20 protein-coding genes are annotated in these 24,732 nt (G+C 42.5%); 6 read left to right on the forward strand and 14 right to left on the reverse strand.

The genetic code is table 11. The features are described 5' to 3' along the window. Nucleotides 1–3: 3 nt before the first annotated feature. The 5 genes from G327_RS0101915 to ruvC form a co-directional block, all read right to left on the reverse strand. Complete coding sequence (locus tag G327_RS0101915) at nucleotides 4–1,563, reverse strand: cytochrome ubiquinol oxidase subunit I (RefSeq protein WP_019613071.1); 1,560 nt, start codon at nucleotides 1,561–1,563, stop codon at nucleotides 4–6. Between the two features lie 618 nt (nucleotides 1,564–2,181). Further along, nucleotides 2,182–3,189: a Holliday junction branch migration DNA helicase RuvB gene (ruvB, locus tag G327_RS0101925; RefSeq protein WP_019613073.1), complete on the reverse strand. Its 1,008-nt coding sequence runs from the start codon at nucleotides 3,187–3,189 to the stop codon at nucleotides 2,182–2,184. Nucleotides 3,190–3,192: 3 nt separating this feature from the next. After that, nucleotides 3,193–3,816 (reverse strand): Holliday junction branch migration protein RuvA, encoded by a 624-nt coding sequence (gene ruvA / locus G327_RS0101930; protein ID WP_019613074.1) that lies wholly within the window; start codon nucleotides 3,814–3,816, stop codon nucleotides 3,193–3,195. Between the two features lie 64 nt (nucleotides 3,817–3,880). Beyond that, nucleotides 3,881–4,768: an EamA family transporter RarD gene (gene rarD, locus G327_RS0101935; RefSeq protein WP_019613075.1), complete on the reverse strand. Its 888-nt coding sequence runs from the start codon at nucleotides 4,766–4,768 to the stop codon at nucleotides 3,881–3,883. Between the two features lie 78 nt (nucleotides 4,769–4,846). After that, nucleotides 4,847–5,368 (reverse strand): crossover junction endodeoxyribonuclease RuvC, encoded by a 522-nt coding sequence (gene ruvC / locus G327_RS0101940; RefSeq protein WP_019613076.1) that lies wholly within the window; start codon nucleotides 5,366–5,368, stop codon nucleotides 4,847–4,849. Nucleotides 5,369–5,674: 306 nt separating this feature from the next. Between ruvC and G327_RS0101945 the strand changes: the two genes are divergently transcribed. Continuing rightward, nucleotides 5,675–7,474 (forward strand): sensor histidine kinase, encoded by a 1,800-nt coding sequence (locus tag G327_RS0101945; protein ID WP_019613077.1) that lies wholly within the window; start codon nucleotides 5,675–5,677, stop codon nucleotides 7,472–7,474. Nucleotide 7,475: 1 nt separating this feature from the next. Continuing rightward, nucleotides 7,476–8,807, forward strand: a complete 1,332-nt coding sequence (locus tag G327_RS0101950; RefSeq protein WP_019613078.1) for a sigma-54-dependent transcriptional regulator — start codon at nucleotides 7,476–7,478, stop codon at nucleotides 8,805–8,807. Between the two features lie 409 nt (nucleotides 8,808–9,216). Here the strand turns inward: G327_RS0101950 and G327_RS0101955 are convergent, their stop codons facing one another. The 4 genes from G327_RS0101955 to G327_RS0101970 form a co-directional block, all read right to left on the reverse strand. Beyond that, a complete protein-coding gene (locus G327_RS0101955; protein ID WP_019613079.1) occupies nucleotides 9,217–10,590 on the reverse strand; it encodes a TRAP transporter large permease in 1,374 nt (457 codons plus the stop codon). A 2-nt stretch (nucleotides 10,591–10,592) separates the two neighbouring features. Beyond that, nucleotides 10,593–11,216, reverse strand: a complete 624-nt coding sequence (locus G327_RS0101960; protein ID WP_019613080.1) for a TRAP transporter small permease — start codon at nucleotides 11,214–11,216, stop codon at nucleotides 10,593–10,595. A 106-nt stretch (nucleotides 11,217–11,322) separates the two neighbouring features. Then, nucleotides 11,323–12,321, reverse strand: coding sequence for a DctP family TRAP transporter solute-binding subunit (locus G327_RS0101965; RefSeq protein ID WP_019613081.1), 999 nt, complete (start codon nucleotides 12,319–12,321; stop codon nucleotides 11,323–11,325). Nucleotides 12,322–12,545: 224 nt separating this feature from the next. Continuing rightward, nucleotides 12,546–13,493, reverse strand: coding sequence for a LysR family transcriptional regulator (locus G327_RS0101970; RefSeq protein ID WP_019613082.1), 948 nt, complete (start codon nucleotides 13,491–13,493; stop codon nucleotides 12,546–12,548). Nucleotides 13,494–13,624: 131 nt separating this feature from the next. On the opposite strand from G327_RS0101970, the gene G327_RS0101975 reads away from it, so the two are divergent. Next, nucleotides 13,625–14,260, forward strand: coding sequence for a carbonic anhydrase (locus tag G327_RS0101975; protein WP_019613083.1), 636 nt, complete (start codon nucleotides 13,625–13,627; stop codon nucleotides 14,258–14,260). A gap of 47 nt (nucleotides 14,261–14,307) precedes the next feature. Here the strand turns inward: G327_RS0101975 and G327_RS0101980 are convergent, their stop codons facing one another. From G327_RS0101980 to aspS, 3 genes are all read right to left on the reverse strand, one after another. Continuing rightward, on the reverse strand, nucleotides 14,308–15,483 hold the full coding sequence (locus G327_RS0101980) for an HD-GYP domain-containing protein (RefSeq protein WP_019613084.1): 1,176 nt from the start codon (nucleotides 15,481–15,483) through the stop codon (nucleotides 14,308–14,310). A 282-nt stretch (nucleotides 15,484–15,765) separates the two neighbouring features. Continuing rightward, nucleotides 15,766–16,509 carry a YebC/PmpR family DNA-binding transcriptional regulator gene (locus G327_RS0101985; protein ID WP_019613085.1) on the reverse strand — a complete coding sequence of 248 codons (744 nt, stop codon included), beginning with the start codon at nucleotides 16,507–16,509 and terminating at the stop codon, nucleotides 15,766–15,768. A 275-nt stretch (nucleotides 16,510–16,784) separates the two neighbouring features. Continuing rightward, nucleotides 16,785–18,560: an aspartate--tRNA ligase gene (gene aspS / locus G327_RS0101990; protein WP_019613086.1), complete on the reverse strand. Its 1,776-nt coding sequence runs from the start codon at nucleotides 18,558–18,560 to the stop codon at nucleotides 16,785–16,787. Between the two features lie 410 nt (nucleotides 18,561–18,970). On the opposite strand from aspS, the gene cmoA reads away from it, so the two are divergent. Together cmoA and cmoB are read left to right on the forward strand one after the other, a co-directional pair. Next, nucleotides 18,971–19,702: a carboxy-S-adenosyl-L-methionine synthase CmoA gene (gene cmoA, locus G327_RS0101995; RefSeq protein WP_019613087.1), complete on the forward strand. Its 732-nt coding sequence runs from the start codon at nucleotides 18,971–18,973 to the stop codon at nucleotides 19,700–19,702. Between the two features lie 46 nt (nucleotides 19,703–19,748). Then, nucleotides 19,749–20,735: a tRNA 5-methoxyuridine(34)/uridine 5-oxyacetic acid(34) synthase CmoB gene (gene cmoB, locus G327_RS0102000; RefSeq protein ID WP_019613088.1), complete on the forward strand. Its 987-nt coding sequence runs from the start codon at nucleotides 19,749–19,751 to the stop codon at nucleotides 20,733–20,735. Here cmoB and G327_RS26770 read toward each other — a convergent pair. Beyond that, nucleotides 20,732–22,462 (reverse strand): flagellinolysin, encoded by a 1,731-nt coding sequence (locus tag G327_RS26770; protein WP_026339139.1) that lies wholly within the window; start codon nucleotides 22,460–22,462, stop codon nucleotides 20,732–20,734. The two genes, cmoB and G327_RS26770, sit on opposite strands and share 4 nt — an antisense overlap. 305 nt (nucleotides 22,463–22,767) lie before the next feature. Between G327_RS26770 and G327_RS0102010 the strand changes: the two genes are divergently transcribed. Then, on the forward strand, nucleotides 22,768–23,346 hold the full coding sequence (locus tag G327_RS0102010; protein ID WP_019613090.1) for a CoA pyrophosphatase: 579 nt from the start codon (nucleotides 22,768–22,770) through the stop codon (nucleotides 23,344–23,346). A gap of 51 nt (nucleotides 23,347–23,397) precedes the next feature. On the opposite strand, the gene G327_RS0102015 is transcribed toward G327_RS0102010, so the two are convergent. Beyond that, nucleotides 23,398–24,723, reverse strand: a complete 1,326-nt coding sequence (locus G327_RS0102015) for a transglycosylase SLT domain-containing protein (RefSeq protein ID WP_019613091.1) — start codon at nucleotides 24,721–24,723, stop codon at nucleotides 23,398–23,400. Nucleotides 24,724–24,732: the final 9 nt, after the last annotated feature.

Raw genomic sequence — 24,732 nt, forward strand, 5'->3', positions numbered from 1 at the left:
AGCCTATCCTTCTTTATTTTCTAATTGTTCGAAGTGATATTTACCCGTTTTTAAACTACTTGGACCTAAGCGTGCAAAACGCTGCATCAGGTATATTTCAATCACCAGCAGTACAGTATAAAAAGCTGCAATTGAGATAATACTAAACATGAGCTGATCAACCGTAACTGATGAGGCGCCCATATAAGTCGGCAGAACTTCTGCTATTGCCCATGGCTGGCGACCGTATTCAGCAATAAACCAGCCGGCTTCTATCGCAATCCAAGGTAACGGTAGACTGTACAGGCAGATTTTATGGAACAATTTATTCTGACCGATAGTATTGCGTGCTGACTGATAAAATGCGAACAGGAAAATGAACAACATTACCACACCACTGCCGACCATTATCCGGAATGACCAGAACATAGGTGCAACTCCTGGAATACTGTCATCAACAGCCATCTGGATCTGTTCTTCACTGGCATCAACCACATCAGGTGCATATCTTTTAAGCAGCAGACCGTAACCTAAATCAATTTTTAGCTCCTCAAAGGCCGCAATATTTTCCTCTGTATCATCCCCTTCACGTAATTTCTGCAGCAGAGCATAAGCTTTCATACCATTACGAATACGCACTTCATGTTCATCCATCAGGTCTTTAAGACCCGTTACTTCTTCATCAAGAGAGCGGGTAGCGATAAGCCCTAATGCATAAGGAATTTTAATCGCATAATCGGTACGCTCTTCTTCTTGGTTAGGAATACCTATCATAGTAAAGGCTGCTGGTGCAGGATGTGTTTCCCACTCAGATTCAATGGCAGCCAGCTTCACTTTCTGTACATCACCGACTTCATAACCGCTTTCATCACCTAATATGATGGTACATATAATTCCTGCGGTACCAAATGCAGCAGCAATCGCAAAAGAACGTTTTGCAAAGCCTATATCTCGCCCTTTAAGCAGGTAATATGAGCTGATTGCTAATACAAACATAGCGCCGGCTACATAACCCGATGCAACGGTATGCACAAACTTGACCTGCGCAACCGGATTAAATACCAGATCCGCAAAGCTGGTCATTTCCATACGCATGGTTTCATAGTTAAATTCCGCCCCTACCGGATTCTGCATCCAGGCATTTGCAATAAGAATCCATAAAGCCGACATACTTGAACCAAGCGCAACTAACCAGGTAGCGGCAAGATGCTGCAGTTTGCTGAGCCTGTCCCAACCGAAGAAAAATAAACCGACAAAAGTCGATTCTAAGAAAAAGGCCATCATGCCTTCAATCGCTAACGGCGCTCCAAAGACATCCCCCACATAATGCGAGTAATACGCCCAGTTTGTACCAAACTGGAACTCCATAGCCAAACCGGTGGTAACACCCAGCGCAAAGTTAATACCAAATAACTTTCCCCAGAATTTGGTCATATCTTTGTAAATTTCTTTTTTGGTCATCACATACAATGATTCCATAATCACCAGTATCCATGCTAGACCTAAGGTCAACGGCACAAATAAAAAGTGATACATGGCAGTCATTGCAAATTGAAAACGCGATAAATCAACTATGTCATCCATTATTTTCTCCTAAATTAAATATTTAAAACTGTTACAGCGTTTTCTTGTTATTTTGTAAACGCAGCTGCGATAACGGGTCTGTCTGCTGAACCTTTTCAGTTTTACTGCTCTCAACAAACAAATGTTCCTCGTTAAAAGGAACGGAATTAGAAAAATAAAAATGTTTAATCGTGAAACTTTTATGAGAAAAATAAGCTTATTTCACGAATTAATGGAATAAAAAAAATTTCCTGTTCCGGTAACAGTTTTTTAAACACTTTTACTATTTGAATAAAATTCGAGCTAAATTGTTAACAACCTGTTAATTTAACATGAAAAATCACTACTTATTTAACCGCCATTTAACATCAAGAAGTTACAATTAAAAGTGGCTTCTTTATACTGCTGAATTTGACTTAGATCAAGTTTTAAAATGTAAAAATCCGCATCAATTTAATCTAATGAAGAGGAGGAAGAGTAAAAATTATCAAGGAAGTAAATTTAAGTGTGAGGTACTGTGATTAACGGCAGACAGAATATTCAGCGGCAACTAAGATTAGAAGTATTAATAAAAATATTTTCTACTGTGCGATGAAGCTTTAAACACATATAAGTAAAGCTCCATTATTTTTCTTATTTCTACTGGGCTGGTTTATCAAAACCAAAATGCAGGTAAGTGCGGTTGGTCGCAATACGCCCTCTTGGAGTACGCTGTAAAAATCCCTGCTGAATCAGATATGGCTCTAATACATCTTCAATGGTCTCTTTCTCTTCACCGATTGCGGCGGCTAAATTATCTAAACCTACAGGACCGCCTTGAAAGGTATCTAAAATAGCCATCAGCAGTTTTCGATCCATATAATCAAAGCCCTGATTATCCACTTCCAGCATATCTAGCGCCTGTTTAGCGATATCATCATTGATCACGGGCGCTTTTTTAACCTGTGCGTAATCACGCACCCGGCGTAATAAACGGTTAGCAATACGCGGCGTACCGCGGGAACGTTTAGCAACTTCCACAGCACCTGACTCATCCATATTCAGTTCAAGATGTTTAGAGCTGCGCAGGACAATTTTAGTTAATGATTTCAAATCATAATATTCAAGGCGCTGCACAATACCAAAACGATCGCGCAGCGGCGAGGTTAATGAACCGGCACGTGTCGTTGCGCCGATTAAAGTAAAAGGCGGCAAATCAAGTTTAATCGAACGTGCAGCAGGACCTTCACCAATCATTATATCCAGCTGATAGTCTTCCATTGCCGGATAGAGTATCTCTTCAACGATCGGGCTTAATCTGTGTATTTCATCGATAAACAGAACATCGTTTTCTTCGAGATTGGTCAGCAGTGCTGCTAAATCGCCTGCTTTTTCTAAAATAGGTCCGGAAGTAGTTTTGATATTTACATCAAGCTCGTTAGCAACAATATGCGACAACGTGGTTTTACCCAGTCCGGGAGGACCAAAAATCAGCAGGTGATCCAGTGCTTCGCTGCGTTGACGTGCGGCTTCAATGAAGATTTCCATCTGCGCATTAACCTGCGGCTGACCTTCATAATCAGCCAGCAGCTTCGGACGAATAGCCCGATCGACAAAGGTATCATCAATTTTTTCAGTGCCGGAAATCAGGCGGTCTTCTTCAATCATTTTTTATACCATGCTTTTAAGTGAACTGCGGATCAGCGCTTCACAATCCATACCGTCCTGATAAACCTGTTTAATCACTTTTTCCGCCATCGCAGGTTTATAACCTAACGCCACCAGCGCACTAATCGCTTCATCTTTAGCATTACCGCTGACAAAAGTATTTTCTAAACCGTTTTCAAAAGCCATTTTATCCGACTCAGGTGTTAATAAATCAGCACCGGTCCAGTTCTTCAGACGATCTTTCATTTCCACCACTAAACGCTCAGCAGTCTTTTTACCCACACCCGGCAGTTTCACTAAGCTGCTTACGGCATCATTATGAATACACTGCACAAACTGATTTGCCGACATACCGGACAAGATAGCAAGTGCCAGCTTAGGCCCGACACCGTTAACTTTGATTAATTCGCGAAACATAGCGCGTTCGTGTTTATCAGCAAAACCATATAAAAGCTGCGCATCTTCACGGACAACAAAATGGGTATAAATAATCGCTTCCTGACCAATTTCTGGCAGCGGATAAAACGAGCTCATCGGCAGCTGAATTTCATAACCAACGCCGGAAACGTCTAATAATACTTCCGGAGGTTGTTTTTCTAACAGGATCCCGCGCAGTCTTCCAATCATCTTATTATCCTAAGTAATTATTTAATGTCTTAAGCATAAAAAACAACTGAGTTAATATCCAGTGTTATTTTGACATACGGATGATTTGTTTCTCAAAAGCAAATAAAGCCACACCCGACCAGATAAACAAAAAGGTAACCGTCTTAACTAAACTCAATTCTTCACCGTAAAAAACCACTGCAAACATAAATAATAATGAAGGCGCCATATACTGGAAAAAACCTAATGTTGATAATTTCAAACGTAAAGCCGCCTGACCGAAAAAGATCAGCGGCAGCGCAGTAACAATACCGGCAAACATCAGCCAGCCGTTTAATGACCAGCTGTTAGTCAGCATATTTGCGGTGTTTGTTCCTGCTGCATAAACAATAAAATACAGTGCGACAGGCAGTACTAACAGGGTTTCAATAAACAAACCGGTCAGAGCTTCAATTTTAACTTTTTTACGCAGTAACGCATAAAAAGCAAAACTAAACGGCAAGACTAATGAGATCCAGGGTAATGCACCTAACTGCACCACTTGAATTAATACGCCAATCAGCGCCAGTGCCACTGCAATCCATTTGATACGGCTTAAGGATTCATTTAAAAAAATCATACCTAATACAACATTTATCAGAGGATTAATAAAATAACCTAAACTTGCATCCAGCATACGGCCGTTATTAACTGCCCAGATAAAAACCACCCAGTTAGTACTGATCAGTAATGTGGTAACACCTAAAAACATCATACTTATCGGAGACTTACAAACCTTTAATACTTTTGACCAGGTTCCCGTAAAACTAATAATGACAGCAGTCACCAGCGCAGACCAGATAACACGATGCGCTAATATTTCATAAACAGGCACAAATTCTAAATGCTTAAAATATATCGGCGCGAAGCCCCACATCAAATAAGCCCCCAGGGCGTAAACAATACCAAGGTGTGTTTCGGACAAATCTTTCATTAAAACCTCTTAGGGAAATAGAAACATTAACTCAATAATTGAGTTTTTAAGAACAACAAATTACTAGAAAAGAAAAACTTAACGTAGACGTCCACGGACCGTTTTTTTTACCTGGCCTGCCATAGCCACCAGCGACTGCGCGGTGTGGGCATGACATATCGCCACCGCCAAACCATCGGCGGCATCAGCCTGCGGCCTGCCGGACAGTTTTAAAATCTGCATCACCATCTGCTGTACCTGCTCTTTACTCGCGCCGCCGCTACCTGTTACCGCTTGTTTTATCTGCCGCGCTGAATATTCACAGACATACAGATCCGCCTGCGTGGCGGCCACAATTGCAGCGCCGCGCGCCTGTCCGAGTTTAAGGGCTGAATCAGGATTCTTAGCCATAAACACCTGTTCAATCCCAAATTCAGTGGGCTGATACTGTTTAATAACTTCGCTGATCCCCTTAAAAATCATATCCAGCTTAGGTGCCAGCGAGTCCCCTTTAGTGCGGATACAGCCGCTGGCAATATAAATACATTTACTGCCTTTCTGCTGAATAACACCATAACCGGTAATACGAGAGCCGGGATCAATACCAAGAATAATACTCACAAACACACCTTAAAAAAACACATGTAACCTCAATAAAAACAAGGTTGAAAAGCAAAGTAAAAACACCAGCACACTGTACGCGAGGCGCCCTTGCAGCGCAAAGAAATCATAATTTAAATCAGCTCTATTTTCCCGCGGTCAGAAGGGCCTCTTGCCCTAAGCACAACTCAGGATCACAGAAAATACAACAGCTGGCACTGACTTTTTATTTTTGTGCGATGCTTATCAGTTGAGTTATACACTAATAGTAAAAACAATCACTTATTGGTTATTCTAGCTAGACGGCAAATACAGGGGGGAGTAACCATGAAACAAAACCGGCGTATTCCACTTATTCTGATCGTCCTGTACGTGATGACCGCCATTTTTTCTGTGACCTGGTTATGGCAGTTCAGTTATCAGAACTTAATTTCCTATAATCAGCAGCAGCTTGAACGTTTCAGCAGCCACCTGGAAACACAGCTGGAACGTTTTGCTTATATTCCACAGCTGTTATCCCGGCAAAGTATCATGGTTGACGCTCTGCAGCTTCCTGATAATTCCATACAGTCCAATATCGTTAATTCTCACTTAGCGTCAATCAATCAAATCATAGATGCTTCCGATACCTACCTTCTAGACACAAAGGGTAACACTATAGCCGCCAGCAACTGGCAGCGTAATGATTCTTTTGTTGGTAAAAATTTCGCTTTTAGGCCTTACTTTTTACAGGCAATGACAGGACAGCAGGGACACTATTTCGCGCTGGGTACTACTTCCGGCAAACGCGGCTATTATTTTGCCTACCCGGTTCGTCATGGCGGCGACGTACTCGGCGTAGTCGTCTTAAAAATGGATCTTTCTGCCATCGAAAAAGACTGGTCCGGCAAACAGCAGCATTTTCTCGTCACTGACACCAATAATATCGTTTTTATATCCAGTGAAACCTCCTGGTTATTCCGCAGCCTGACACCGCTTAGTCCCCAGATAAAAGATCAGATCCGCAGCGGCCGCCGTTATGCAGATAAAGAAATAACCTCTCTGACCTTCTCCGGAAACCTGAATAAAAGCCCGGCATTAATCCGCTTAAATACAACACAAGGGATGGGAGGCAGCTATTTATCATTAACAAAAAATCTGCCCGAAATTGAACTGCAGGTGCGAGTACTGGCACCGATTATTTCCATTGTAATCGATATAGCGCTGCTTATTGTGGTGCTTTCCCTGGTATTTATACTGATTTATCTGGTATTTACACTGGCCGGCCAAAGACAAAGCAGAGCCCGCGAGAAAGAACAGCTACAGGCAAAAGCAAAACAGGAACTTGAATTTAAGGTGATGCAGCGTACCTCGGCTCTGCAGGCGGAAGTTGAAGAAAGAAAAAAAGCCGAACGGGCTTTACGAGCCACACAGAATGAATTGATACAGGCGGCTAAACTAGCAGTATTAGGACAACTTTCTGCCAGTATCAGTCATGAATTGAATAATCCGCTGGCGGCTATCCGCAGTTATGCCGACAATGCGGCCGTTTTTATTGAGCGCAATAAAATTGAGCAGGCCTCGGGAAACTTAAAACGGATCACCGCCCTTACCGAACGTATGGCTAAAATCAGCTCTCAGCTTAAGGTCTTTGCCCGGAAATCCGATGGGGAGCTTTCTGTTATCACACTGCAGCCGGTAATATTAGCCGCTTTTGAACTGGTAAAACCGCAGCTTAAAACGAGCAGAGTGACATTAAACCTCAAGCTGCCGGAGCATCTTATTCATGTAAAAGCTGAGCCTATTCAGTTAGAGCAGATAGTGGTCAACCTCCTGTCTAATGCAATTCAGGCGATGGAAGAGTCGGAACAAAAAGAGATAGAAATAAAATTATGGATTAATCAGCACAAAGCTCAGGTAGAGGTGCTTGACAGCGGTCCGGGTATTATTAATGCAGATTTAAAACGATTATTCGAACCTTTCTTTACCACTAAAGAAACCGGACTAGGTTTAGGCTTGTCGATTTCCCAGCAGATTATAAAAAACATGCAGGGGGATATTTGGGCTGAGAACAGCGTAGAACTTGGTGCAAGACTCTGCATAAACCTGCCATTAGAAAAATATGAAAACATCTCAATCGGGAGTTAATATGAGTCAGGTATTTTTTATCGATGACGAACAGGATTTAAGAACAGCTAATGAACAGACCTTTGAATTAGCTGAAATACAAGCCCGATTTTTTGCAGATGCTGAGTCTGCACTACTGGCAATGAAAACAGCGATGCCGATGGTGGTGATCACCGATATCCGTCTGCCGGGAATATCAGGGCAGCAGTTATTAACCACCCTAAGACATCGGGATGCGGATCTGCCGGTTATTCTGATAACCGGACATGGTGATATTTCCATGGCGGTGCAGGCGATTCATGACGGCGCTTATGACTTTATCGAAAAACCATTTTCAGCGGACCGTTTAGTTGAAACCACCCGTAAAGCGATCGAAAAACGTCTGCTTACCCTAGAAAACCACTGTCTGAAAAAAGCGCTGCAGGCTAAAGAGACACTCGGACCGAGAATTATTGGTACCACTGACAGCGTTGTATTATTACGTCAGATGGTAGCGCAAGTTGCTGATACCCAAGCCGATATCCTGTTATTTGGCGAGACCGGCACAGGCAAAGAACTAGTAGCGCGTTCCCTGCATGAACAGAGTCGACGCAGCAGCAATAATTTTGTAGCGGTGAACTGCGGTGCAGTACCTGAACATCTGATTGAAAGTGAGCTCTACGGCCATCAAAAAGGCGCATTTACCGGAGCGGATAAAGAGCGTATCGGTAAGTTTGAGTATGCGCAGGGCGGCACCCTGTTTCTTGATGAAATAGAATCGATGCCGATGCCGGCACAGGTTCGCCTGTTAAGAGTTTTACAGGAAAGAAGTCTGGAACGGATCGGCTCTAACAAATCAATTAAATTAGATATTCGAATTATAGCAGCCACTAAAATTGATTTAAAAGAATCCACTGATTTCAGACAGGATTTATACTACCGCTTAAATGTAGTAACCCTAAACTTACCGACATTAAGACAGCGGAAAGAAGATATTCCCGCTCTGTTCCATCATTTCTTATTAGTTGCCGCCGCCCGTTACGGCAAAGCAGCTCCGGCACTGCCTAATAATGATCTGCAGGTGCTGCTTACCCATGACTGGCCGGGTAATGTTCGGGAATTAAGAAATGCAGCTGAACGCTTTGTGCTGCTCGGGTCATTAAGCGGATTAAACAACGACAGCAGTGCCGTTGAAACGGCATTAAGTTTATCCGCGCAGGTTGAAGCCTTTGAAAAAACCTTAATAGAGCAGGCCCTCTCGGATACCGGCGGCAGCATCAAAGACAGCATGGCCCGGCTTAATCTGGCACGCAAAACCCTGTATGACAAAATGCAGAAACACGGCTTAGAAAAAAACAATTATAAAGGGGAATAAATCCTAAAAAGGCGCGTGGTATTTTAGATTCCCTGCTTACACTAAAAAAGAAACTATTTCGGCTAGCGTCTTACTTTCCGTTTACGTTTTTCTTGGTTGAGAAATAACTTTAGCAAAGGAAATCATGGATGATTTCATTAGGCTTGGTTCAGCACATGGATGTGCTGTCCAAGCCGGTGCGTTAAAAAGTTGTTGAGCAGACAAGAATAAAAAACGTTTCGGAACGGCACTTTTTGGTTACTTTTTCTTGCTGTTGAGAAAAAGTAACTCGCCGTCAGGGCGGAAGACCAACATTGAAAGCTAAACTAGGCGTAACAAGCGTAAGCCTACAAACAAATAATAATTCAGATAATGTATTTCTAAATTAAACAAAGTGAGTGTCCAATCTTTTACCCGCCCTTATACACATTTATTTAGTAATAATTTCCGGCCCCATCAGCAGTGTCGGCAGCCAGGTTGAAACCCACGGTACGTAGGTCACGATAATTAGAAACAAGAACATTACCCCAACCAGCGGCATAGCGGCTTTTACCACGCCCATCATGGACATTCTGGCGACCCCGGCGGTGACAAACAAATTCAATCCCACCGGAGGGGTTATCATACCTATCTCCATATTCACCACCATCATGATACCAAGATGGATCGGATCAATACCCAGGGCAATAGCAATCGGAAATACCAGCGGTGCGACAATAATAAGAAGGCCCGACGGCTCCATAAACTGCCCGCCGATCAGCAGCAGTACGTTAACCACAATTAAAAATGTAATGGGCCCGAGTCCCGCTGAAAGCATTGATTCGGTAATCATTTGCGGAATACGTTCTTCTGTTAAAACATGCTTCAAGATCAACGCATTAGCAACAATAAACAGGAGCATAATGGTTAGTTTACCGGCCTCAAGCAGGGTTTTACGCGTATCTTCATGGCAGAATACATGACTGGCTTTAACCCAGTAAGAACGTGCTTTTTTCTCTTCCGGCTCTTTCTCCGCCAGAGGTCCCATATCACGATAGATAAAATTAGAGATGAAAAAGGCATACACAGCAGCCACAGCAGCCGCCTCAGTGGGAGTAAAAATGCCGCCGTAGATACCGCCGAGAATAATCACAATCAGCAGCAGCCCCCAGCCGGCATCTTTAGCAGATGCAAAAACTTCTTTCCAGCCGACAAAAGGCTGAGTAGGAATATTTTTAATACGCGCAAAAATATAGATAGCAATCATCAGCAGTAAACCTGCTAATAATCCCGGAATAACGCCGCCTAAAAACATACGTCCGACGGAAACATCCGTAGCAGCCGCATATACCACCATCACAATTGAGGGCGGGATCAAAATACCTAAAGTGCCCGCATTACAGATAACCCCGGCAGCAAACTCTTTGCTATAACCGTTTTTTACCATGCCGGCAATAACCAGACCGCCGATCGCAACCACAGTTGCAGGAGATGATCCGGAAAGCGCGGCAAACATCATACAGGCCACTACTGAGGCCATTGCTAAACCGCCGCGCAGTGACCCGACCAGAGCGATTGCAAAGCGAATAATACGCTGTGCAACGCCGCCGGTCGCCATAAAACTAGAAGCCAGGATAAAAAAAGGAATCGCTAATAATGTGTAATGGCCGGCAAAGGCATTAAATAACGTCTGTGCGACAGATGCTAAAGAAGCATCTGAATGTATTAATAAAAACACAATGCTGGAAAGGCCAAGCGATACAGCAATCGGCACACCGATCAGCATAAAAATAATAACCATTAGAAACAGGTATAACATCGCCATGATTACTCCCCCTTCTCTGGCTGATGCAGTGTTTGTAAATCTTCTTCAACTTCATGACCGGCAATCATACGGTCTACTTTGCCGGTAAGAACCTGCATGAAAATTTGTAAAAACCGGAAAGTCAGCATTGCCATACCCAGCGGCAATGCAAAATAAGGAATAAAACGCGGCAGTTTTTCATAGGACTCACCTTCGTTTAACCAGACGCTGAGAAACTGTAATATGTCCGGCATAGGAATGTCATCGGTTTCGTACCAGGCGCGCTCGGTGACAAAAGGAAACCAGTAATTCCATGAACCGATTAACAGCAGCACGGAAAAACTTAAGCAGCAGAAAACCGCAGTTAACGCACAACCTTTACGCAGCGGCTCAGGAAGCAGATTAATCACCACGTCCACACCAATATGGAAATGCTTTTTCACACCGTAGGAGGCGCCAACCAGCACCATCCAGGCAAACATAAAAACAGTCAGCTCTAATGCCCATAAAATATTACCGTTAAATACATAGCGGAAAACAACATTAGCAAAGGTCAGCAGGGTCATCAGGCCTAAAAACAGGGCAATTAACGTTTCTTCTATATAATCTGTAAATTCCCCTAAGCGGGTAAAAAATCCATTTTTCATGCTGCTCTCCGAAAGTATTTATGCTGACATTTCAGGTTTATTGACTGTGCCCTAATCTGCAGAAAAACAAATACAACTTATTTTCAGGCAGATTAGATGCATAAAGTTACTGGTTTGAAGCAATAGCGGCTTCAATCAGATCACTGCCGATATCCTTCTCAAACTGACTCCACACGGGTTTAAGTGCATTCACCCATGCCTGACGCTGCTCAGAGCTTAAGGTGCGCACCTGGCCGCCGGACGCAATAATATTCTGCTTGCTCTCTTCGTTTACTTTACTCGATTCCGCATTTCTCAACGTTGATACTTCAGCAATGATGGTACCTAACTGCTCACGCACATCACTTGGCAGATCTTTCCACCAGGAATTTGAAGTCACTACCAGATAATCTAAAATACCGTGATTAGTTTCCGTTACACCATCCTGTACTTCGAAGAATTTTTTACCGTAGGTGTTCGACCAGGTATTTTCCTGACCATCGATAACCTTAGTCTGCAGACCGCCGTAAACCTCTTTAAAAGACATTTTCTGCGGATTAGCACCAAGCTGTTCAAACTGCGCTACTAATACATCTGAAGCCTGTACTCTAAACTTCAGCCCTTTCGCATCACCCGGCAGCAGAAGCGGTTTGTTGGCCGACATTTGTTTCATGCCGTTGTGCCAGAAATCCAGTCCTTTTAATCCGCGTCGTGTCATTGCATTTTTCAGCTTCTCTCCAGAAGCTGAATTTTGAAAGCGGTCTACAGCATCAACATCTGCAAACAGGAAAGGCAAATCGAAAATTCGATATTTTTTGGTTATTTTTTCAAACTTAGATAATGAAGGCGCCGCCATCTGCACATCCCCGTTCAACAGCGCCTCTAGTACTTTGTTATCATCATAAAGTGTTGAATTAGGAAAAACCTGCATGCATGCTTTACCATTCATCTCACTGTTAACACGCTGCTCTAATAACGAAGCAGCAATCCCTTTCGGGTGTTTGTCGGTATTAGTTACATGACTGAATTTAATGACTATTTCACCTAGATCACAGTTAGCATTAGCATTGAAACTGAAAAGTGCGGCGGCTGTACTGATAGATAGAATTACTAGAGGTTTTAACATTTTGTACTCCTTGTACTGCAGTTATGGTGCCTGGTTTATTGATCTGGTTATCAGCTATAGAGCAATCGGCAGGCCAATGTTAACAGGATGTAAACAAACGCTTTGACAGCGCAGTTATGGTTACATCTTATTAACCTAACTATCATTAAAAGGAATTAGAAATGGGTGGGAATCCACCCTTTTATTTGTTGATTTGGGTGAAAAATCACCCGTAATTTAGATGTTCAGCTGTTATCTTTTTCGATGAAATGTCTTTCTAAAAAACGGTTACAGATAGCAGCAACATTTTCCTGCGGGGATAAAGCAAAATTAATAAATGCCTGGGCAATAGGTGACAGGTGTTTGCTTTCATGATGTACCAGATACCAGCTTCTAACCAGCGGAAAATCTTCAACATTTAGCTCAACCAGGCAGTTAGTTGCTAGTTCAAGAGTGAGACTATGCCGAGAAAGTGCAGAGATCCCTAAATCAGCCATCACCGCCTGTTTGATGGTTTCACTGCTCCCGAGGATCATATTCGGCTGTATGCTTAACTGATGCGCCTGCAGAAAATCTTCCAGTGCCTTGCGGGTCCCAGAGCCCTTTTCCCGAAAAATAAAAGCATGCTCAGCCAGCTCTTTGAGCTTAATATTTTTCCTTTCGGCTAACGGGTGATTCGGGCTGGCGACAATAACAATTGGATTATCCACAAAGGGATGACGTTTTAATGCCATGGACTCAGGAATCATGCCCATAATAACTAGATCGTCTTTATTCTCCTGCAGGCGCTGAATCATCTGTTCTCGGTTAACAATATCCAGATGCAGGTTAACTTTCGGATAACGTTTGTGAAAAGCACCTAACAGATGCGGCGAAAAGTATTTGGCACTGCTGACGGCGGCCAGGTGAAAGTCCCCTTCCAGATTACCTTTCAATGCACTTAACGTCATATCCATACTGTCGAAACGTGCAAACAGCTCATCACAAAAATTATTTAACTCCAGCCCGGCTGGTGTTAAATACAGCTTTTTACCTATTTTTTCAAATAACGGCAGATCCAGATTACTCTCTAGCTGTTTAAGCTGAATACTGACAGCCGGCTGAGTCAGGCCTAACTCCTGACCTGCTTTGGTATAATTCATTGCCAAAGCAACCTGGCGGAAAACTTTTAACTGATGTAATGTGGCACGCATAACAACCAACCATAAACTAATACTTATGACCTTGATAATATATATTAATTTTTATTTATGCAATTAATCCATTAGTATGCTCTACACTTATCGATACTATCGACGGCATCGATTAATAGAGGAATAACATTATGGCGGCAACAGACAAGTTAATAGCGGGTTATCAGCGTTTTCGTGAAGGATATTACCAGCAGAATAAAGAACAGCTTCTGAAGCTGGCAGAGCAGGGACAGTTTCCTAAAATAGCAATAGTCTGCTGCTCTGACTCCCGAGTAGATCCGGCCATTATTTTAGACTGCGAACCGGGTGATCTGTTTGTTATCCGTAATGTAGCTAACTTAGTTCCCCCTCGTGAAAGCTGCGACAGTTTTCACGGTACCAGTGCTGCACTTGAGTTTGCTGTTAACGGCCTGCAGGTGGAAAGCATTATTGTGCTCGGACATACACAATGCGGCGGTATTAAGGCTTTAATGGATAGCGAACCGACTTCAAAACCGGACACATTTATTTCTAAATGGATGAAGCAGCTGGAACATGTCCGTAATGAGATATTAGAAGATGAAAACTGCTGTGATAAAGAACAGCGTTACCATGTCTGTGAACAAAAAGGCATAGTACAGTCTCTGACTAATTTAATGACCTTTCCATGCATAGAGGAACGCGTAACGACAGGTAAACTGAAACTACACGGCTGGTGTTACGATTTAAACAGTGCAGAGCTGTTTGCCATGAGTAACAACAGCGGTGAGTTTAAAAAAATAAGTTAATAAGTTATAGCATTGAGAAGCTTAAAGTACTCGAGTTAAGCTTCCCGTTAACCTTCGTGGGCTAAGAACTCCATAATCTGCTCCATATTCAAATCGAAATCATCCGCCCGCACGCACTTTACAATCTGTTCTTCGAGCATTTCTGATAAATCTATATGGTGCCCGAATTCAAAATTTTTCGGCCCAAGACTATAAAATGGTCTCACATTAGGCCGAATAGGATCCTGACGATTATGGCTTTCAACAATGGCCAGCTTATTAGAGTCAAGCTGTACCAGTGCACCAACCGGATAAACGCCCATACAATGTATAAACTGATCTACTAGCTCTGAATCCAAATGCTTGTTTTTCGCCAGACTACGCAGAATACTGAAAGCTTTAACCTGAGCATAACCTTGTTTATAGCAGCGATTGGAGGTTAATGCATCGAAAATATCACAAACAGCAATCATTCTGCCGTAGATTGATATCTTGTTTTCTTTGAGGCCGTTAGGGTAACCTTCTCCATTGAGTTTCTCATGATGCTGAGCAGCTACTTCTAAACTTAAGGCGCTGATATCAGCAGTTTTACTAATTATCTCAATAGAATGGGAGGCATGTGACTTCATGATTTCAAATTCAGGATCTGTGAGCTTTCCCGGTTTATTTAGTATCGCTTCGGGTACTTTTATTTTACCCACATCATGCAGAAATCCGCCTACCGCTAACTTTCGCACCACCTCTTTGTCCATTTTAAGATGAAAAGCAAAAATGCTGATCAACACAGATACCGCGACGGAATGTTCCAGAAGGTACTCGTCTTTGTTACGGATATTAAGCACGTACGCAAGTGCGTCAGGATTGTTAAAAATAAGCTCAATGGACTCGTCGGTGACCCTGCTGACCGATTTTAAATCCAGCGGGCAGCCGTTTTCAGCATCATGAAACAGTTTTTTCTGAATATTTTTGGACTGGTTAAATATTTGCCGAGCTTTAACAATCTCCTCCTGAAAAAATTTATCCTGTGGCTTTCCAGCCGCCGAGGCTTTTCTAGCTTTAGGCATATTGATGCTTTTATCCATATCAATCAATACACGTTCGATACCTTTATTTTTAAACCTGTCAATAATCGTTTCATTTTCAATCAAACCCGCTTCAGTCAGTTTAAACTTTCCCTTAGGTAAAGTGATATCCACTAGATACATACCGACACGGATTTCTGAGATGTTCTTTTCAATTATCACAAATTAAAACTCCAGTTTATACGTCTATCAGCACCAGTCAGGAAGATCGTAGAGCGCTCTTTTTTAAAGATGAAGATCTCTGAATATTGTTATCAGGTTAACTCTGCTCAATAGAAGATACTCTTCTGTGCATCACAACTTTTAATTAAGTTTAGACATAAAAGGCTCTGAATGAAGATCCTGTGGGCAAGTTCATTTAAAAATGAAGCAGATGTAAAAACCAGATGGGAACTTACATACAGATATTCGAAAAAGGGACTATCAAAACAGCCCCTTATCTACTTATAAACCGGCAGCTACTTCATCGGAAATGTCACCGTTATGATAAACCTCCTGCACGTCATCATCGTCTTCTAAGGCATCGATTAAACGCAGCAGCTGCGGCGCTGTTTTAGCATCTAACTCAGCTTTGGTTGAAGGCACCATAGTAACTTCAGCATGGTCAGCTGCAAAACCGGCCGCATCCAATGCATCTTTTACAGCGCCGAAGTCATTAGGTGCAGTAAATACATCAATCGAACCGTCTTCATTACTGACTACATCATCAGCCCCCGCCTCTAAAGCCGGATCCATCAATGCATCTTCATCCACGCCCGGCGCATAAGAAATAACACCTTTTTTATCAAACAGATAAGAAACACTGCCGTCAGTACCTAAATTACCATTACCACGGGAAAAGGCATGGCGCACACTAGCAACGGTACGGTTTTTATTATCAGTCATAGTTTCAACTAATACCGCTGTGCCGCCGGGGCCGTAACCTTCATAGATAATAGTCTCAAGCACCACATCATCTAATTCACCGGCACCGCGCTTAACAGCACGCTCAATCGTATCGCGGGTCATATTATTAGACAGAGATTTATCAATAGCCGCACGTAAGCGCGGATTAGCATCGGGATCAGAACCGCCTTCACGGGCAGCTACGGTTAATTCTCGAATAAACTTGGTGAATACTTTGGCGCGTTTAGAATCCTGTGCCGCTTTACGGTGTTTGATATTTGCAAATTTACTGTGACCTGCCATCTCTATTTCCTCTTAATATTTAAGACCTTAATGAGGTAATTATAAATAAAAAAAAGGGGAGATAGCTAATGCTAACTCCCCTTTCCTTAACAGTTTAGAAATATTCTAAACTATTATACCAAATCCACTAATTTTCTATTCATTTATGCTTGTTAAAATGGACGCTAGCTTCGTTCTTGATTTTGTAATTAGAGTAACTAGTTACTGCAATCAACGCCTTGCTTTCATCCATTTTTTCTACGCCTAAACAGATTATCTAATTAATGGAATTGGTATTATTCTTGTTCTGTTTTCTTTTCTGCAATCACTGCCACATTCAGCTCGGCAAGTGCCGCCGGATTAGCAAAACCTGGAGCGTTTGTTAGAGGGCAAGCAGCAGAAGCGGTTTTCGGGAAAGCAATCACTTCACGAATTGAGCTAGTACCTGTCATTAACATCACAAGGCGGTCTAAACCAAACGCTAGACCTGCATGTGGTGGAGCACCAAACTGCAGCGCTTCAAGTAAGAAACCAAATTTATCCTGTGCTTCTTCATCACTGATATTTAAGATACGGAAAATCGCAGCCTGCATATCCTGCTTATGGATACGCACACTACCGCCGCCAAGTTCACAACCGTTTAATACCATATCGTAAGCATTAGAGATAGCGCCGACAGGGTTAGCTTCCAGCTCTGCAGCAGTCAGGTTGATTGGAGCAGTAAACGGGTGATGTAACGGTGTTAACGCACCGTCTTCTAATGGTTCAAACATTGGGAAGTCTATTACCCAAAGTGGTTTCCACTCGTCTTTAATTAGCCCTAAGTCTTCAGATACTTTAAGACGTAATGCACCGATTGCTTCCGCAACAATATTCGCTTTATCAGCACCAAACAGAATGATATCGCCGTCTTGTGCGTTTGTACGGCTTAGAAGCTCAGTAACAATCTCTTCGTTTAAGAACTTAGCGATTGGTGACTGCACGCCTTCAAGGCCTTTAGCTGCTTCATTAACTTTCATCCATGCTAGACCTTTAGCACCGTAGATAGTCACATATTTGCCGTACTCATCGATATTTTTACGAGAAAGTTTAGCACCGCCCGGTACACAGATAGCAGCAACACGGCTGTCTGCATCGTTAGCAGGATCTGAGAATACTTTGAATTCTACTTCTTTTACTAAATCAGCAATATCAACCAGTTCAAAATCAATACGCAGATCCGGTTTATCACTACCAAAACGGCGCATCGCATCTGCGTAAGTCATTTTAGGGAAAGTGCCTAAATCAACATTCAGCATTTTTTGGAAAAGCTTAACAATCATCTCTTCCGTTTTATCCATCACCTGTTCACCGGTCATGAACGATGTTTCGATATCGATTTGAGTAAATTCAGGCTGACGGTCAGCACGTAAATCTTCATCACGGAAACATTTAACGATCTGGTAGTATTTATCCATACCAGACATCATTAATAACTGTTTAAACAGCTGTGGTGACTGCGGCAGTGCAAAGAACTGACCTTTATGCGTACGGCTTGGTACTAAGTAATCACGCGCACCTTCCGGTGTTGCTTTAGTTAAGATCGGCGTTTCAACATCTAAGAAACCTTCATCATCTAAGAAACGGCGTACAAAGCTGCTTACTTTAGAACGGAAAACCATACGCTCAGCCATTTCAGGACGACGTAAGTCTAAGTAACGGTAGCGTAAACGCTGCTCTTCAGAGTTTTTCTGGTTACTGTCCAGCGGCAGCGGCTCAGAGCGGTTTAAGATTTCCATCTCTAAACCACGAATTTCGATGCCGCCTGTGGTCATATCTTTATTGGTTTGACCTTCTGGGCGTGGTCGAACTTCACCTTTAATTTTTACACAGAATTCGTTACGTACTGATGCGGCAACGGCAGTTGCTTCTGGTGTATCACCATCAAAGAAGACCTGCACGATACCTTCGCGATCTCGCATATCTAAGAAAGTTACACCGCCTAAATCACGCTGTTTATTAATCCAACCTACTAGTTCAATTTCTTGACCAATGTTTGCTTCAGTCACTTCACCACAATACATAGTGCGCATTATCGTTTCCTGTTTTAAATACGTTACAAAATAATTGCGCGCATTATAACCCCAAGCACTTGTAAAATACCAGTTGCAGGGGTGTTAAGCAGGCCAGAATAGTGCTTATTTTCATGTTGAAAGAGACGCAATTTTGAAAGTAACTAAGTCCTTTAAATAAAATGCTGATCATCTTGCTTAATTTAAGTAAAATACGCCCTCAAAATTTATCGCAGATGTAATTATACCAAATCCAATAACTTTCTATTCATTTATGCTGATTAAAATGGATGCTAGCTTCGTTGTTAATTTTGTAATTAGAATAACTAGTTACTGCAATCAACGCCTTGCTTTCATCCATTTTTCCTACGCCTAAATAGATCATCTAATTTAATGGAATTGGTATTATTAAATACAGACAGGCAGCTCAAATGAGTAAAACAGACAATATTTACAGCAAACCACTTGAACAGGTGGGCGGATTTACCTTTGATGAGCAGGTTGTGCAGGTCTTTCCTGATATGATCAAACGCTCTGTGCCGGGTTATGAAAAGATTATTCATACCATAGGTATGATCACTGAACGCTGCGCAGTTGAAAACAGTAACCTTTACGATCTTGGCTGTTCTTTAGGTGCCGCGACGTTATCCATGCGCCGCGGTCTTAATAATAAAAGCGGCTGCCGTATTATTGCCGTAGATAACTCCGAGGCAATGGTCGAACGCTGCGGACAATATATTCACGCTTATAAGTCAGATACGCCGGTCAGCGTGTTATGTGACGATATCTGTAATATTAAAATTGAAAATGCATCTGTGGTTGTTTTGAATTTTACCCTGCAGTTTTTAACGCCGGAAAAACGTTTAAACCTGTTAACTAATATTTATAAAGGGTTATTACCAGGCGGCGTATTAGTACTGTCGGAAAAATTTGTTTTTGAAGATCCGGTCAGCCACCAGCTGTTAATCGATCTGCATTTAGACTTTAAACGCAGCCATGGTTACAGCGAACTAGAGATCAGTCAGAAGCGTTCATCACTGGAAAACGTACTGATCGCCGATACCGTTGAACAGCATTGTGAGCGTTTAAAAGAAGCCGGATTTGAGCACAATAACCTCTGGTATCAGTGTTTTAACTTTGGTTCGATAATTTCCATTAAATAAACATTTCCACGCACAACAAAACAGACTGTCCAATAAAGGCTTATAGATGATCGACTTTACAAACTTTTACAGCACTATTGCTAAAAACCGCTTAAGCCACTGGCTGCGCACTCTACCAACGCAGCTGCATGAATGGGAAAATACCCATGTGCACGGCAAACTGGCCAGCTGGATCCGGGTTTTAAATAAATTCCCGGAAATTAAAACCGCTAATATTGAGCTTAAAGAGCGTGTTGAAATCGGCAGCGATAGTGAACTGTCCAACGGTGAAAGCAAAAAACTGGAAAATCTATTACAAAAATTCCATCCCTGGCGCAAAGGGCCTTTCCATATTCACGGCGTGCATATCGATACAGAATGGCGCAGTGACTGGAAGTGGGACAGAGTGCTGCCGCATATCAGTCCGCTTAAATACCGCTACGTTTTAGATGTCGGCTGCGGCAGCGGTTATCATATGTGGCGAATGCGCGGTGAAGGTGCAGAGTTTGTGGTGGGTATCGACCCGAGTGATCTTTTTTTATGCCAGTTTGAAGCCGTACGCCACTTCGCTAACAAAGATCCGAACGTTAACCTGCTGCCGCTTGGTATTCAGGAACTGCCGAAACTTGAAGCGTTTGACACAGTATTTTCAATGGGGGTTTTATATCATCGAAAATCACCTATGGACCATATCACCCAGCTGCAGGACCAGTTAATTGAAGGCGGCGAATTAGTATTAGAGACCTTAGTCATTGCTGGTGACGAAAATGCAGTATTAGTACCGCAGGACAGATACGCTAAAATGCGTAATATCTGGTTTCTGCCAAGCGCAGAAGCGTTAAAACTGTGGGTAGAAAAATGTGGTTTTGAGGATGTACGTATTGCAGATATCAACGATACGTTAACTGGTGAGCAGCGCAGTACCGCCTGGATGACCAATGAATCCTTAGAAGATTATTTAGATCCTGATGATCCGACAAAAACCGTAGAAGGCCACCCGGCACCAAAACGCGCCCTGCTGATAGCCAAAAAAGCATTTAAACCGATCAATTAACCAAGCAGACTTAATACTGACTGTACTGACGCATTAGCCTGCGTCAGCATACTGGTACCGGCCTGCTGCAGTATTTGCGACTTACTGAGCTTACTGGTTTCCAGCGCAAAATCTGCATCCTGAATACGCGATCGGCTGGCAGAAGTTGACTGTGAGTTTAACTCATTAACACTAACAGCCGCGTGTAAGCGGTTAATAGAAGCCCCTATTTCTGAACGCTGGTCGTTAACATAACTTAACGCTTTATCCATTTTATCAATCACACCGCTGGCATCGGTGGTAACATCAATATCATTAATACCCAGCGCGTCACTGTCGATACGGGAAAGACTAACCTGAATGGTCTCTCCGTTGTTTGCCCCGACCTGTAAATTATACTGTGCCGTTAATAACGGGTCGTTGATTTTTCCCTTAGTCGGCAGCTCAACATCAAAACCTGTCATGGGCTCTAAAGTCAGATTAATATCATCTTCAATAACCGCCCGCCCGTCCAGCGAAGCCTCGCCGTCAACATCTAAACCACCGATAGCTCCGGTATCAGCATTACCAAAGTTAAAATTAGTCTGCATAAAGTTACTACCAGTACCGGTAAATGCCGTTACAATAGCATCCGCATCCCCCCAGGAAACCTTACCTTGTCCCTGCATTGTTGTTAGTGTGGCATCAAGCGAGGCACCACTAGTGCTCAGCTCGACCATCAAATCTTTAATACCTTCACCACCGTTCGCTTTTATATCTTCATGTAAAAAACGCACCGCTGCATAACTGACGCTGTACTGCGCGCTACTGCCCTCCCAAGAAGTATTCGCAGTGCCTAATTCAGCCGCTAAAGCATCAAAATCGCTGGAATCAAAGTGCGTGGTATTGGGGTCATTAGCAACTAGATCATTATAAACCCGCTCATCAGCACCGTGGATAAGCTCTGCAGATCCTTCTAAAAACCACGTAGGCATACTGCCCATATCCATAGAGCGCCCCATCACCGCATGGACCATTTCATGGGCAATAATACGGTCGCTATAAAACGGGGCATTGCCGCCGTCACCGGCAATGCCTTTTTCAAAATCACTCATATCAATGGTTAATATCTGATTATCTGTTTTACCTGTTGTCACATTGGTCGTGCCGCTGACTGATGCAAGTACGTCCGGATCCGGCGTATCGGAAAGATCAATTTTTAATGTCGCACCATCTCCTTGAATACCAAACTGTTCAAAAATTCGCTGTTCAGAATTACCAAACCACGAGCTGAACAGACCGTCGATTACCGCCTGTTTATCTACATCACTTTCAGGTGTTAAATCACCACGCTGGAACAGTTTAGTGCCGTTAAATTCCGTCGTTTCAGCTATCGAATTTATTTCTTTACCTAATGCATCAATTTCCGACTGAATTGCCTGACGATTTTCTAAGGAATAGGTTTCATTGGCGGCCTGTACAGACAATTCACGAATACGCTGCAGGGAATTTGTCACTGAATCTAGCGCGCCGTCTGCCACCTGCAGTGCTGAAACACCGTCATTAGCATTACGCACAGCCTGGTTATAACCATTGATTTGTGACGTCATAGCGGAAGATATTGATAAACCAGCGGCATCATCACGGGCGCTGTTAATTCTTAAACCGGAAGAGAGACGCTCCATTGCCTGATTACTCACCCCTTGATTACGGTTGAGCATACGCTGTGCAAACAGCGATGATGTATTAGTAACAACTGAATTAGCCATATTCAATTTCCCGGAGCGTTTTTCATTAAAAATTATTGTCGATAAAAAGTTATCGGCGCCCATCCGGGAAACTTTAGAAATAATCAGGTTATAAATTAAACAGGGTAGTGAAAGCCATATCCTCTTTCTTAGCGCTTCATTAACTTTCTAAAAAGCTGCTTATTAAAATTTAAAGCCGCATAATAAATACTGTTTTTCAATTAGCCCTAACAAAACAAGAGCTGCAGTTGTTAATAAGTAGATATAACACCAGTTTATGCCACACTTTAACTTACTGTTATTATTACTTCTTTTCAGGCGCTTTTATGGATAAACAAACCTTTTTAAATCGCTTTTTATTTCATAACCAGCAGCTTAGTGATAAGAAGTCATTACCTGCTGATAATAAAGCCTTAAAAAAAGCAGCCGTTTTAGTGCCGCTGGTAAAACGCCGGCACGGCTTGAATATAATATTTACCGAACGAGCACTGCATCTACGTCATCATCCTGGCCAGGTCAGCTTTCCGGGGGGGAAATATGAACAAGGTGACAAAAGCCTGCAGCATACCGCATTACGCGAAACAGAAGAAGAGATAGGAATTTTACAAAATCAGGTTAATATTTTCGGTTCACTGCAGCGGCTGCCGACGGTAAGCGGGTTTGTGGTAAGTCCTTACTTGGGCTTTGTTAACAGTAACCATTCGACCTTAATTGATCCGCAGGAGGTAAAAAGTGTTTTTGAAGTACCGCTTGAATATCTGCTCAATAAAAACAATTTTCATAAACAGCACTTAACTGCCAATAAAAAGCGTCATTTTACTTATTGTATCGCCTACCAGAATCGAATGATCTGGGGAGCAACAGCGCAGATGATTATCAATCTACAAAAACATATTGCAGGATAATCATCGAGGCTGTTACCAATTTACAACCTGCGCTCCGAATAAAAATTATCTTTAGGTTTTTGATTCATACAAAGCGATACGGGAATTAACACGTTCCAGATAATGCTTAGTTTCATCATAGGGCAATTTAGCCATTAACTGCTGGTAGACCTGGTCTGGTGTTAATTTATTAATAATACGAGCAGCCTTATTAATATTGCGGGAACCATCTGAATTAAAAACCCTGGCGACATTACCGGCACCGGTATTATAGGAAGCAATTGTGCAGTACAGACGGCTGTGGTCGTTTTTTATGGCTTTCAGATAACGTTTATCTAGAATATCTAAATATGCGGTACCTGTTTCTACATTAATCTGCGGTACATAGAGATCATCTTTATCCATTGGCTTATCAATATTACGCACCAGCTTATTAACATCATGACCGGCAGTTCGCGGTACAATCTGCATTAAGCCATAAGCGGGAACCGCAGATTTAGCACGCGGATCAAACGCTGATTCAGAATGCATAATTGCCATCACTAAGGCAGCCGGGATTTCACGAATCTGCCCCTCTTTTTCAGCATAAGCAGAGTATTTAGCGGCACGCCTAGCCAGACTATTTTTAGGCAGTCTCACTTTATATAACACCACCTTCTTATCCGGTGCCGCATCAACCGCTGCCTTATCATAATTTTCAGTTGCAGTATTGATACGGGCCTGACTGGATGTAAGCAGCTGCTGTTTTTCTTTGGCTGCTAACTGCTGTGACTGGCTTTGCGTTAACGGACTGTCAGGTAGTTGCGCACGATCTGTTTTTTTATCAATCTCCTGTGCCTGTGCCTGAGTTTGTTTGATAATAACATCCTGCATCTGCAGTTTTTTCTTTTCGGAATACTGTACTTCGCTGACAGAAACCTTGCCGTCTTTAATCGAACTGTCACCTTCAAAAATTCGCGCTATATTAGATTGTTTATCTTCCAGCAGCTTTTCTACCTGTACCTTAACTTGTTTTTCAGCTTCTTCTACCGATAACTCTTTATCAACTAAAACTGCAATGCTAACCTCTTCAGTCTGATAATCTATAACGGATTTAACATTTTTATCCTCGCTGAATTCCACATTACGGTCTTTCTGTGAAACATCCCCTTCTCCCCACTTATTAATCAAGTCGTTCTGGAACTGATCAAACTCTTTTAAATATTGAGTCTGCCAGGTCTGATATTCCAGTTCCCGGGCCTCGATATATTTTTGAAAACTGTCTTCCAGCTCAGCCGAGCCGACCGATTCCTGTTCATACAGGGCCATCTCTTCATCTAAGTCAGCGAAAGGATCTCCGGCATACAAAGGCGCGCTGCCAAGAACAGTCAAACTAAGTAATAAATAACTATATTTCATTATTTTTCC

This window comes from Psychromonas ossibalaenae ATCC BAA-1528 (genome assembly GCF_000381745.1).
GTDB classification, from domain to species: Bacteria; Pseudomonadota; Gammaproteobacteria; order Enterobacterales; family Psychromonadaceae; genus Psychromonas; species Psychromonas ossibalaenae.

Bases quoted from the DNA above. Each gene is read 5' to 3' on its own strand.
- cmoA (WP_019613087.1), top strand. From the start codon at position 18,971: ATGAGTAAAACAGACAATATTTACAGCAAACCACTTGAACAGGTGGGC.
- cmoB (WP_019613088.1), top strand. From the start codon at position 19,749: ATGATCGACTTTACAAACTTTTACAGCACTATTGCTAAAAACCGCTTA.
- rarD (WP_019613075.1), bottom strand. From the start codon at position 4,768: ATGAAAGATTTGTCCGAAACACACCTTGGTATTGTTTACGCCCTGGGG.
- G327_RS0101970 (WP_019613082.1), bottom strand. From the start codon at position 13,493: ATGCGTGCCACATTACATCAGTTAAAAGTTTTCCGCCAGGTTGCTTTG.
- ruvB (WP_019613073.1), bottom strand. From the start codon at position 3,189: ATGATTGAAGAAGACCGCCTGATTTCCGGCACTGAAAAAATTGATGAT.
- G327_RS0101950 (WP_019613078.1), top strand. From the start codon at position 7,476: ATGAGTCAGGTATTTTTTATCGATGACGAACAGGATTTAAGAACAGCT.
- G327_RS0101915 (WP_019613071.1), bottom strand. From the start codon at position 1,563: ATGGATGACATAGTTGATTTATCGCGTTTTCAATTTGCAATGACTGCC.
- G327_RS0101975 (WP_019613083.1), top strand. From the start codon at position 13,625: ATGGCGGCAACAGACAAGTTAATAGCGGGTTATCAGCGTTTTCGTGAA.
- G327_RS0102015 (WP_019613091.1), bottom strand. From the start codon at position 24,723: ATGAAATATAGTTATTTATTACTTAGTTTGACTGTTCTTGGCAGCGCG.
- G327_RS26770 (WP_026339139.1), bottom strand. From the start codon at position 22,462: ATGGCTAATTCAGTTGTTACTAATACATCATCGCTGTTTGCACAGCGT.
- G327_RS0101945 (WP_019613077.1), top strand. From the start codon at position 5,675: ATGAAACAAAACCGGCGTATTCCACTTATTCTGATCGTCCTGTACGTG.
- aspS (WP_019613086.1), bottom strand. From the start codon at position 18,560: ATGCGCACTATGTATTGTGGTGAAGTGACTGAAGCAAACATTGGTCAA.
- ruvA (WP_019613074.1), bottom strand. From the start codon at position 3,816: ATGATTGGAAGACTGCGCGGGATCCTGTTAGAAAAACAACCTCCGGAA.
- G327_RS0102010 (WP_019613090.1), top strand. From the start codon at position 22,768: ATGGATAAACAAACCTTTTTAAATCGCTTTTTATTTCATAACCAGCAG.
- G327_RS0101985 (WP_019613085.1), bottom strand. From the start codon at position 16,509: ATGGCAGGTCACAGTAAATTTGCAAATATCAAACACCGTAAAGCGGCA.
- G327_RS0101955 (WP_019613079.1), bottom strand. From the start codon at position 10,590: ATGGCGATGTTATACCTGTTTCTAATGGTTATTATTTTTATGCTGATC.
- G327_RS0101965 (WP_019613081.1), bottom strand. From the start codon at position 12,321: ATGTTAAAACCTCTAGTAATTCTATCTATCAGTACAGCCGCCGCACTT.
- G327_RS0101960 (WP_019613080.1), bottom strand. From the start codon at position 11,216: ATGAAAAATGGATTTTTTACCCGCTTAGGGGAATTTACAGATTATATA.